Here is a 10363-nt window from a genome sequence, read left to right as displayed (position 1 = left end):
CGTTTTTTGCAGATTTCTTTACAGGTTGCTTTGCCACTTTTTTATCAACATCCAGTGTCGACTTCTCTACAGCTTTTTTTGTAGGTTTCTTTGCAGGTTTTTCTTCAGCGTCTTGAGTCGGTTTCTTTACAACTTTTGCTGCCGTTTTTTTCATAGGTTTTTTTGCTGGTTGATTTTCTTGTGCGGCAACTACGGGGGCTTCCATAATATCTGTTTCTGCCTGTAATTCAGCCATCCTGTCTTCAATGGCTTTACGGTTCTCATCCGCCTTCTTACGAATTTCGTCAACCCTTAGCTCATCCTGTATCTCTTTTTGTACGCCACTGACAGTACGCTTTATTTTTCCTACCCATAAACCAATAGTCCGCACAGCAACGGGCATACGTTCTGGGCCAAGTATCAACAAGCCAATCACAGCGACGAGTACCAGCTCTGTAAAACCAATATCAAACATAAATTTGGCCGCTATTTATCAGTTTTTGCTGATTCTTTTTCAGCAGTAGTGTCAGCAGAGGTGTCTGCACTAAAACTAGCATCTTGCTTGTCGTCAATCGCTTTGGGCTCTTCAGTACCATCTTTCATAGCCGACTTAAACCCTTTGACCGCCTTACCTAAATCACCACCAATGTTTCTTAGTTTCTTACTGCCAAATAGCAACAAGATAATGGCCAAAACGATCACTAACTGCCAGATACTGATTCCACCTAAACCCATGAGACTCTACTCCTTATTAATAAATTACTGGCTACGATTAGCCTTTTCCACTAAACCCGACAAATTGAATCGCCGCTCCAGCTCTTTTAAAACTGCGGTATGATCTTCGCCAAGGTGCGATAGCATTACCAAGCAATGGAACCATAAATCTGCGGTTTCAGCAATGACGGCTTTAGTCGTACCCAGATCTTGCGTATCTTTTGCAGCCAAGATCACTTCTGTGGTTTCTTCACCAATTTTTTCCAATATTTTATTTAAACCCTGGGCGTGCAAACTAGCCACGTAGGATGATTCAGGCGGCGCCTGCTTGCGCTCCTGCAGCACCAACTGCAGCGCGTTCAATACATCACTCATGGGTATAAATCTCCTTTGGGTCTTTTACTACTGCCACCTCTTCAAGCCATTGGCCATCATGCAAACGCTTAAAAAAACAATGGGGACGTCCGGTATGGCACGCAATACCACCCATTTGCTCGACTTTTAATAAAATGACATCAGCGTCGCAGTCTAAGTGGAGGCTATGTAACTTTTGCACATGTCCTGACTCTTCACCCTTGCGCCAAAGGCGTGCCCTTGACCGCGACCAATACACCGCCCGCTGCTCTTGCTGCGTTAACTTTAAGGACTCTTGGTTCATCCAAGCCATCATCAAAATTTGTCCCGTTTTATAATCTTGGGCAATAGCAGGCACCAAACCTTTATCATCCCACAGAATGTGGTTTAACCAGTCGTCAGCAGACATCAGTGATTACCTCTATTCCATAATATCAAGATACCAATAAAGCCTAACACGGCACTTACTGGAGCTACCCACACCTGATCTGCTAAGGGTATAGGATGCAACGCAGCAGCCGCCAGCACAAGAACTAAACCGATTAGACCACTCCAATGTCCTTTTGACTTGGGGGCTTTTGTGACCGTTGCAGTGACTGGCAAAGAGCGCGCCGACTGTTGCAAGGCATCGTGCACTAAGCCAGGCAAATAGGGTAACTGTTGAGCTAGGTCTGGCCACTCTTGCTTAAGCTGCCGGTAAACTTGTTTGGGACTCACTTGGCGCTTGAACCATTCTTCCAGAATCGGCTGGGCGGTCTCCCATAAGTTCAATTGTGGGTACAACTGACGACCTAAGCCTTCTATGTTGAGCATTGTTTTTTGCAGTAGAACCAGCTGTGGCTGAACCTGCATATTAAATCGGCGAGCCGTTTGGAATAAACCCAATAGTACTTGAGCAAAAGAAATCTCAGCCAAGGGTTTCGAAAAGATGGGCTCACTCACGCCCCGAATTGCCCCCTCAAACTCGTGCACTTTGGTGTCTGCGGGCAGCCATCCACAGTCCACATGCAACTGAGCAATTTGTCGATAATCACGGTTGAAAAAAGCCAACAAAATACGTGCTAGATAGGTTTGATCTTCTTGTGAGAGGCTGCCAACAATGCCAAAATCGACAGCCATATATTGGGGGTCGTTGGGCAGCGACGGATTCACAAAAATATTGCCTGGGTGCATGTCAGCATGAAAAAAACTATCACGAAACACTTGGGTGAAGAAGATTTCGACACCTCGTTTAGCTAGTTCTTGTCGGCTAATGCCTGCTTTTTCAATCGCCGCAATGTCACTAACAGGCACACCATAGATGCGTTCCTGAACCAGTACTGAAGGATTACTCAAATGCCAATACATTTTAGGGATATACAAAAGGTTAGAGTTTTCAAAATTGCGCCTGAGTTGACTCGCATTACCCGCCTCACGCTGCAAATCAAGCTCATCTAAAATGGTCTTTTCATATTCATCAATAACGTCATGCAAGCGCAGACGCCTGAGATCGGGAACCGCCACGTTAATCACTTTGGCCACTAAGCGCATTAATTTTAAATCCCGTTCTATAGTGCGTCTAATTCCAGGGCGAATGATCTTCACAACAACCGCTTCACCACTGATTAAGCGCGCACTATGCACCTGGGCAACAGAAGCAGAGGCTAGGGGTTCGTCATCAAATTCTGCAAAGGCATCAACCACAGTTTGCTTTAAAGCTTGCTCGATTAAGCGCTTAGATTGCTGACTGTCGAAAGCGGGAACTTTATCCAGTAAGGTAGCCAACTGTTCAGCTAATTCGTCATCTAGCATATCCCTACGCGTGGATAACAATTGGCCAAATTTAACAAACACAGGGCCTAAGTCAATTAACGCTAAACGCAGACGCTGGCCCACGCTACCTCGCACAGGCACCAGCAAACGCCATGGCATACACCAAAATATTAGCCTGACTGGCAAGGGCAAAGAATAGCCTAATAAAGGCACATCTAGACGATAGCGGATGATCACTCGAAGAATCGAGAAGCTGCGAAAAATTGCTTTCATGGGCTCATTATATTCCCACTAATTAAGCTTTAACGCCGTAATGCAAGGCCACGATGCCACCTGTCATATTGTGGAAGCGACAGTTAACCAGGCCTGCTGCTTCCATCATGCCCTTTAGGGTGACTTGGTCTGGATGCATACGAATAGATTCTGCCAAATAGCGGTAGCTGGCTTCATCGTCCGCAATGAACCTACCAATTTTTGGTAATATGTTGAACGAGTAGGTATCATAAACCTTAGTTAGCAGTGGGTTATTTGTTTTAGAAAACTCTAACACTAACAAACGGCCACCAGGCTTCAACACGCGTTGCATTGACGCCAAGGCCTTATCTTTATCAGTCACGTTGCGCAGGCCAAAGGCGATGGTGATGCAATCAAAGCTATCATCAGGAAAAGGCAAAGCTTCAGCGTTAGCTTGTACGTAGCTGACATTACCAACCACACCTTTATCAATTAACCGATCCCGTCCTACCTTAATCATAGACTCATTGATATCAGCCAAGATGACATGACCTTCGGGCCCCACTAACTCACTAAAACGCATGGTGAGATCGCCCGTACCACCAGCTAAATCGAGCACTGAATCACCCACCCTTACACCACTCATTTCAATGGTTTGGCGTTTCCATAGACGATGAATACCCATGGACATTAGGTCATTCATAACATCATATTTCGCTGCCACAGAATGAAAGACGCCAGCCACTTGGCTTACTTTGTCGCCCATTGGAACTTCTTTAAAACCAAAATGCGTAGTCGGCTTGGGGCCTTGATCGCTCATGTGTTTGTGTGTCCGTTGCTATAATTAAGCTTGTGCTCGTTAGCCTCATTCTACCCTGCTACAATCACCTTGTCGTGACCTTAATCAAGCTTATTGGTTTTCAAGGTCTACCAGATAATCCACAACCGCAAGCATGCCTTCAGAACTACCTGCCAAAGTTGCATTCACCATATACTTGCCATTGACTAACATCGATGGCACACCTGTTATCTGTGATTGGGCGGCTAAACGATTGCCTTGGCGTATTTTATTTTGCAGATCGAATGAATCATAGGCACTATCAAAATCAGCCTTAATAACGCCATGTTCAGCAAAGAAAGCGGCTAACGCTTGTCGATTAGTCATTTTCCTTTTATCAATATGTATCGCATCATACATAGCCTGGTGAGTCTGTTCTAACACACCTAAGTTGAGCCCCACAAAATATGCCTTTGCATAAGGTTCCCAACTACGACCAAAGATTACTGGAATAGGCATAAAGCTTACATCATCAGTTTGCGCACTAGCCCACTTGTGCAACTGTGGCTCAAAACCATTGCAATGAGGGCAGGTATACCCAAAAAACTCATTCACTACGATTTTTTCAGTGTTTGACGATTTAATAGGTTTGTCTAAGACAATATAATGTGTGCCTGCTTGATACTCTGCAGCCATCGCAAATACTGGCAAACTGACTAGAGCCAATAGAGTAATAATTTTCTTCAACATGCTTGTTCTCCTGAGTGATTTTGTAGATATTTAGAGTAACGCGTTAGGCAATGGAAGAGCTTACCTTGACTCAGCCTTGACTGAGTATTGACTAAGCCTAACTGCTAACAAATAAAAAAGGTGGCCTGAGCCACCTTTTTGAATCGCTTATCTAATTATTCAGATAAGCCTTGCATGTAGCTTGCCACAGCTTCAATTTCTTTGTCGCTCAAAAGGGCAGCAACCTGCTGCATCAACTTAGCTTGGCCGTTGGTGCGGGTTTCTGTGCGGTATGCTTTGAGCTGACTAATAAGATAGTCTGCATGCTGTCCACCCACGGCTGGAAAACCAGCTTGGGCGTTACCTGCTCCTGTAGGAGAGTGGCACGCAGTGCAAGCTGCTACACCTTTTTCAGCAATACCTGCGCGGTAAATTTGACGACCCAAGTCGAGTAAATCTGGGTTAGTAGCACCCACCGTGACTTTTTGGGTGCTATAAAAGGCAGCCATGTCAGCCAAGTCTTGATCGGTACGGCCAGTCAAAATTCCCATCATTTGAGGCACATTACGAGCGCCATCGCGAATGTCTTTTAACTGATTGACCAGATACACTTCGCCTTGACCCGCTAGCTTAGGGAAACTCGGAATCATGCTGTTGCCATCAGCGCCATGGCATCCACTGCATACAGCTACTTTACCTTGACCTGACGCTGCGTCACCAGCTGCATAGGCAAAACTCATCCAGCCAAGGCCAACCATCATACATACAATCAGTTTCTTCATCGGTGTTCTCGTAAGTTTTATAAAATCAATGCTTCGACCGCGCCATTATAAGGCGCAGGTGACATGACTTCAATGACTCAGCCCCTGTCTGGGCGAAGATCCTCACTTTAGCAGGGTTTATTTTTGTAAAAATAATGTAAAATGCAGGTTAATTTAAATATGAATGCTTCCATGACCACACAACACATTAAATTCCGTTCCGCACAATTCTCCACTAGCGCGAGCAAAGTGGGTGAATGTCCCGCAGATATTGGCTCTGAAGTGGCCTTTGCTGGGCGTTCTAATGCTGGCAAATCTAGTGCCATTAATGCACTCACTCGCAACCCAAGTTTAGCAAGAACAAGTAAAACCCCCGGACGCACACAACTGCTCAACTTTTTTAACCTTAATATTGATCAATGTCGATTAGTGGACCTGCCAGGATACGGCTACGCTAAAGTCCCAGTTGCCATGCAGTTAAAATGGCGCAAGCACTTAAACCATTATTTAGAAGTTCGCGAAAGCTTATCAGGTTTAGTCTTGGTGATGGATATACGTCATCCTCTGAAAGAGTTTGATCGCATGATCATTGACTGGTGTATCGCCTCAGAATTGCCCCTTCATTTGCTCTTAACCAAAGCCGACAAGCTAAAAAATAATGGCATTATGAAGGCTAAAATGGAAGTCACAAAATGCTTGCCTGAACACCCAGAAGGCTTAATCAGTATGCAGAGCTTCTCAGCATCAAAGGGCGACGGTATTGCAGATTTAGAGCGCCAGTTGGTACTTTGGATGAAGCCTGCTTCAAATGCTGAAGGTATCGCTGAGCCGACTCTTAAAGCATTGACGTCCGACCCACTGAGTAGTTAATAGTTGGGTGAGGATAAGTTAAATCCTAACTAACTGCCAACCCAAACCTTTTTGAGCCACATCAGGCTAAGACATGATAAACATTGGGCAAAAAAAACCCTGAAGACCGAGGGGAGCAGTTTTCAGGGCGGGCGTCTATATGTTTTGTCGAAGACGCTTAGCTAGTTACATACTCAGACGGTTATTATTCCATTAAGTTCAAGTTAATTAAATTATTTTGAAATTAATTAGTGGTTAATGCGCCTGATCCCAATTGTCCCCTACCCCTACATCAACAATAAGCGGTACCAAAAGTTCGGCAGCCCCCTCCATAGCGGACTTTATTCCCACCACTAATTTATCCACTTGGCTTGCGTCTACCTCAAAAATTAATTCATCGTGAACCTGCATTGTCATACGAGCATTTAAACCACTCGACGCTAGCCATGCATCGACGCTGACCATAGCGCGCTTAATAATGTCTGCTGCGGTGCCCTGCATTGGCGCATTAATAGCTGTTCTTTCAGCAGCTTGCCTGGCGATGGCATTGCTGGCTTTAATATCTGGCAGATATAACCTGCGGCCATAAATAGTTTCGACATAACCCTGTTCTGCAGCGATCGCTTTAGTGTGGTCCATGTATTCTTGCACCCCAGGGTAGCGAGTAAAATAACGTCCTATGTAATCTTGGCTTTGAGCCCGACTAATACCCAGCTGCTTCGCCAAGCCAAAGGCCGACATGCCATAAATTAGACCAAAATTAATGGCTTTTGCACTTCTTCGCTGGTCGCTGCTCACTTGCTCCACAGTAACACCAAATACTTCAGCCGCAGTGGCTTTGTGCACGTCTTGGCCGGTAGCAAATGCGTTTAGTAAGCCTTCATCCTTGGAAAGGTGAGCCATGATACGCAATTCTATTTGAGAGTAATCAGCAGCGACCATGACTTGGCCCTTAGGCACCACAAAAGCCTGCCTAATTTGACGCCCCTCAGTACTGCGGATAGGAATATTTTGTAAATTGGGATCACTAGAAGACAGCCGGCCTGTGGCTGCTACAGCTTGATGATAGGAGGTATGAATGCGACCCGTAGCAGGGTTTATTTCTAGAGGTAGTTTATCAGTATAGGTTGATTTTAGTTTACTCAGACTGCGGTATTGGAGTAATAATTTTGGCAGTTCATAGTCTTGGGCTAGTTCTTGCAACACCGCTTCGGCAGTTGATGGTTTGCCTTTAGGGGTTTTTTTGGTCACTGGTATACCCAGCTTTTCATATAGAATAGCTCCCAACTGCTGCGTTGATGACAAGTTAAAGACCTCACCAGCTAGTTCATAAGCGTCCCGCTCAAGCTCTATTAAGCGCTTGCCAATCACTTGACTTTGTTCGCCCAGCACCTTTGCATCAACCAGAGCACCAATGCGCTCCATGCGCGACAGCACTGGAACTAGTGGCCGCTCTATGGTGTCATACACTTTCCCTAAATTGGGCTCTAAGACTAGGCATGCAGAAAAATGCTGCGCCAAGCGCAAGGTAATATCTGCATCTTCAGCGGCATAGGGGCTAGCGAGCTCTATATCGACTTGGTTAAAGGTGAGCTGTTTAACCCCTTTACCCGCAATATCTATATATTTAACCGTTTGGTAATCGAGGTAATGTTGAGCCAAGGCATCCATATTGTGTCGACTAGCGGTGGAATTCAGCACGTAAGATTGCACCATGCTATCAATAATTTTTGCCTGCCACTGGATATTATAATTGGCGAGGACGTTGATGTCGTATTTTAGATTTTGACCACAAATGACTTGGGTAGCATCTTCTAGCAAAGGCTTGATGGCCACAATGAGGTCTGGGCGACTGATTTGTTCTGGCGCCCCCACATAGTCATGACCACAAGGGATATAAATGGCTGTGCCCGCTTCTATGCACAAGGAAACCCCTACCAGTTGAGCTTCCATATAGTTAAGGCTAGTGGTTTCTGTATCAAAGGCAAAGATGGTCGCCTCTTTGCAAGCTTTTAACCATGGGGCAAGATCAGCCAGAGTGGTTACTGTGGAGTAGTTTTTATGGGCCACGACTTGTGGCGTTGGGATCACTTTTTGGGGCGCCTCATTATCATTAAGGGAGGCGTGACTGGAATGATTACTCGGGTTATTACTCGGGTTATTAGTGGCGGCGTTAGAGTGACCATGGGTTATGGGAGGGCTACTGGCAGTGACACCATCTTGTATTAACACGTTAGCCCATGATCTAAATTCCAAGTCTTCATATAGGGCCAGCAAAGCAGCTTGGTCAACTGGCTTAGGTGCCATCTGATCTAGGCTCTGCTCAAGCTCAACATCTAATTTAATGGTCGTTAAGGCCTGTGATAGGGGTAAAAAATCTAAGGCATTACGCAGCTTTTCACCTATTTTCCCTCCAATTTCATCTGCCTTTTCCATTAGACTTTCTAAGGTATCATAAGCAGCTAACCACTTGACAGCCGTCTTGGGTCCCGCCCCTGGAACGCCTGGAATATTGTCCGCTGTGTCACCAACAATGGCCAAATAATCAATAATTTGATCCGGCCTAACGCCAAACTTTGTGAATACGCCCTCTTCATCGAGATAGGTATTGGTCATGGTATTGACTAAACCAACATGTGGGCTCACCAGTTGAGCCATGTCTTTGTCACCCGTAGAAATGAGTGTATCAATGCCTTGAGCTGTCGCTTGAGTGGCTAAGGTACCGATAACATCATCAGCCTCTACCCCTGGAATAATTAACAAAGGTAGTCCCATGGCATTAATAATCTGGTGGATAGGTTCTATTTGTGGGCGCATATCATCAGGCATAGGTGGTCGGTGAGCTTTATATTCCGCATACATTTTATTTCGAAATGTGGGCCCCTTGGCATCAAATACCACCACAATATTGGCATTGGCATAGTCCTTAGCCAAACTGCGCATCATGTTAACTACGCCTTTGACCGCACCTGTGGGCATGCCCTTACTATTATTTAGCGGCGGCATTGCATGGTATGCCCTAAACAAATAGGAAGAACCGTCTACTAATACAACGGGGGTAGAAACTTTTACAGTCATGATGTCTTCTCAAACAGATCTTTATAGGTATTTATGACTTAAAGAATACCATAATGAAGCGGCCTTAACTTGAATTGAAGCGTCTCTACGCGTACTATTTGCAGCCTCGTTGATGACCATTTTTAGTTTTAGAAAGTAATGATCTTATGGCTGTATACACCACCCTTAGTAGTGCGCAAGTTAGTGCTTACCTGTCGCCATTTAACCTAGGTGAACTGGTTGAATTAAGAGGTATTAGTGGTGGCATTGAAAACACTAATTACTTTGTCACGACTCAGGCCAAGGGCCAGCCGCCGCAGACCTTTGTACTTACGCTATTTGAAGACTTAGATTATGAAGAAATGCCCTACTTCATTGGTTTAACAGAACATTTGGTTGCGCATAATGTCACTGTGCCTGCCCCCTTAAGAAACGAAACCGGTAGCGCCTTGAGCCTGCTTGCGGGCAAACCCACTTTATTATTCCCACGTTTTGCAGGTGACCACCTAGCTCGCTCAGAAATTGGTAAAAACGAATGTGCCATTATGGGCCGAGAGCTGGCAAGTTTGCACCGAGCGGGTCAAGGCTTTGCTAAGCAGCGCCAAAGCCATCGTGGGCCACTCTGGTGGAACGAATTAGGCCCCAGAGCAGCGCAATGCATCGAGGGTGAAGACGCAACCATGTTGATGATGGCCATTGGTCAGTATGATGCCATGCAAAGCCAACAACCGAACTTGCCAACCGGTGTTATTCATGGAGATCTGTTCCATGACAATGCGCTTTTCAATGAAGGCAAACTCAGCGCCACCATTGATTTGTATAACGCGAGTAACGACTATTTATTGTTTGACATCGCTATCACCGTCAATGACTGGTGCATTTCAGCCGATGGCAGTATTGCACCTCATTTGTATAACGCTTTTTTAGACGCTTACGCAAACATACGAGCGTTTACCCCTTTGGAGCAGCAGTACTGGAATGCCATGCTCATCACTGCAGCGATGCGCTTTTGGCTGTCTCGACTAGAAACTTTTCACAGTCTAGATAATCATCAGCGAGAAGAGGGTGTCACTGTCTTTAAGGAGCCTGACGTTTTCAGAGACATTTTAAGGCACCGCATGCAGAAGTTTCACCAACTGCCCTAAATGTGACCATA

11 protein-coding genes (1 of these 11 only partly in view) are annotated in these 10363 nt (G+C 45.4%); 2 read left to right on the top strand and 9 right to left on the bottom strand.

What is annotated here, in order from left to right; genetic code table 11:
• The 8 genes from tatB to ABXT59_RS00180 all read right to left on the bottom strand — a co-directional run.
• Positions 1–454, bottom strand: partial view of a Sec-independent protein translocase protein TatB gene (tatB, locus tag ABXT59_RS00215; RefSeq protein ID WP_443636910.1) — the 5' portion only. It extends 35 nt beyond the left edge of the window; 454 of the gene's 489 nt are visible here — the first part of the coding sequence; it begins with the start codon at positions 452–454; the stop codon falls past the left edge of the window.
• 11 nt (positions 455–465) lie between these two features.
• A complete protein-coding gene (tatA, locus tag ABXT59_RS00210; protein ID WP_443636909.1) occupies positions 466–714 on the bottom strand; it encodes a Sec-independent protein translocase subunit TatA in 249 nt (82 codons plus the stop codon).
• Between the two features lie 24 nt (positions 715–738).
• Entirely contained in the window at positions 739–1068 is a 330-nt protein-coding gene (locus ABXT59_RS00205; protein WP_443636908.1) for a phosphoribosyl-ATP diphosphatase, read from the bottom strand.
• Positions 1061–1456: a phosphoribosyl-AMP cyclohydrolase gene (gene hisI, locus ABXT59_RS00200; protein WP_443636906.1), complete on the bottom strand. Its 396-nt coding sequence runs from the start codon at positions 1454–1456 to the stop codon at positions 1061–1063. The genes ABXT59_RS00205 and hisI overlap by 8 nt, the downstream gene beginning before the upstream one ends.
• Positions 1456–3072, bottom strand: coding sequence for a ubiquinone biosynthesis regulatory protein kinase UbiB (ubiB, locus tag ABXT59_RS00195; RefSeq protein WP_443636904.1), 1617 nt, complete (start codon positions 3070–3072; stop codon positions 1456–1458). Before ubiB ends, hisI begins: the two co-directional genes overlap by 1 nt.
• Before the next feature lie 22 nt (positions 3073–3094).
• A complete protein-coding gene (gene ubiE, locus ABXT59_RS00190) occupies positions 3095–3853 on the bottom strand; it encodes a bifunctional demethylmenaquinone methyltransferase/2-methoxy-6-polyprenyl-1,4-benzoquinol methylase UbiE (RefSeq protein WP_443636903.1) in 759 nt (252 codons plus the stop codon).
• Between the two features lie 90 nt (positions 3854–3943).
• Positions 3944–4561 carry a thiol:disulfide interchange protein DsbA/DsbL gene (locus ABXT59_RS00185; RefSeq protein ID WP_443636902.1) on the bottom strand — a complete coding sequence of 206 codons (618 nt, stop codon included), beginning with the start codon at positions 4559–4561 and terminating at the stop codon, positions 3944–3946.
• A 155-nt stretch (positions 4562–4716) separates the two neighbouring features.
• Positions 4717–5322: a c-type cytochrome gene (locus ABXT59_RS00180; RefSeq protein ID WP_443636901.1), complete on the bottom strand. Its 606-nt coding sequence runs from the start codon at positions 5320–5322 to the stop codon at positions 4717–4719.
• A gap of 171 nt (positions 5323–5493) precedes the next feature.
• Between ABXT59_RS00180 and yihA the strand changes: the two genes are divergently transcribed.
• Complete coding sequence (gene yihA / locus ABXT59_RS00175) at positions 5494–6171, top strand: ribosome biogenesis GTP-binding protein YihA/YsxC (RefSeq protein WP_443636899.1); 678 nt, start codon at positions 5494–5496, stop codon at positions 6169–6171.
• A gap of 234 nt (positions 6172–6405) precedes the next feature.
• Here yihA and polA read toward each other — a convergent pair whose 3' ends face one another.
• A complete protein-coding gene (gene polA / locus ABXT59_RS00170; protein ID WP_443636898.1) occupies positions 6406–9228 on the bottom strand; it encodes a DNA polymerase I in 2823 nt (940 codons plus the stop codon).
• Between the two features lie 146 nt (positions 9229–9374).
• Here polA and ABXT59_RS00165 point away from each other — a divergent pair, with 146 nt between their 5' ends.
• Complete coding sequence (locus ABXT59_RS00165; RefSeq protein WP_443636897.1) at positions 9375–10352, top strand: homoserine kinase; 978 nt, start codon at positions 9375–9377, stop codon at positions 10350–10352.
• Positions 10353–10363 lie beyond the last annotated feature (11 nt).

The organism is Candidatus Njordibacter sp. Uisw_058, assembly GCF_047730065.1.
In the GTDB taxonomy this organism is placed as follows: Bacteria; Pseudomonadota; Gammaproteobacteria; order Pseudomonadales; family Balneatricaceae; genus Njordibacter.
The sequence above is the reverse complement of the archived record's forward strand: the minus strand, read 5'-3'. Positions and strand labels throughout refer to the sequence as shown.

Coding starts and splice junctions, on each gene's coding strand:
- tatA (WP_443636909.1), bottom strand. CDS start 714: ATGGGTTTAGGTGGAATCAGTATCTGGCAGTTAGTGATCGTTTTGGCC.
- hisI (WP_443636906.1), bottom strand. CDS start 1,456: ATGTCTGCTGACGACTGGTTAAACCACATTCTGTGGGATGATAAAGGT.
- yihA (WP_443636899.1), top strand. CDS start 5,494: ATGACCACACAACACATTAAATTCCGTTCCGCACAATTCTCCACTAGC.
- ABXT59_RS00185 (WP_443636902.1), bottom strand. CDS start 4,561: ATGTTGAAGAAAATTATTACTCTATTGGCTCTAGTCAGTTTGCCAGTA.
- ABXT59_RS00165 (WP_443636897.1), top strand. CDS start 9,375: ATGGCTGTATACACCACCCTTAGTAGTGCGCAAGTTAGTGCTTACCTG.
- ubiB (WP_443636904.1), bottom strand. CDS start 3,072: ATGAAAGCAATTTTTCGCAGCTTCTCGATTCTTCGAGTGATCATCCGC.
- polA (WP_443636898.1), bottom strand. CDS start 9,228: ATGACTGTAAAAGTTTCTACCCCCGTTGTATTAGTAGACGGTTCTTCC.
- ABXT59_RS00180 (WP_443636901.1), bottom strand. CDS start 5,322: ATGAAGAAACTGATTGTATGTATGATGGTTGGCCTTGGCTGGATGAGT.
- ABXT59_RS00205 (WP_443636908.1), bottom strand. CDS start 1,068: ATGAGTGATGTATTGAACGCGCTGCAGTTGGTGCTGCAGGAGCGCAAG.
- ubiE (WP_443636903.1), bottom strand. CDS start 3,853: ATGAGCGATCAAGGCCCCAAGCCGACTACGCATTTTGGTTTTAAAGAA.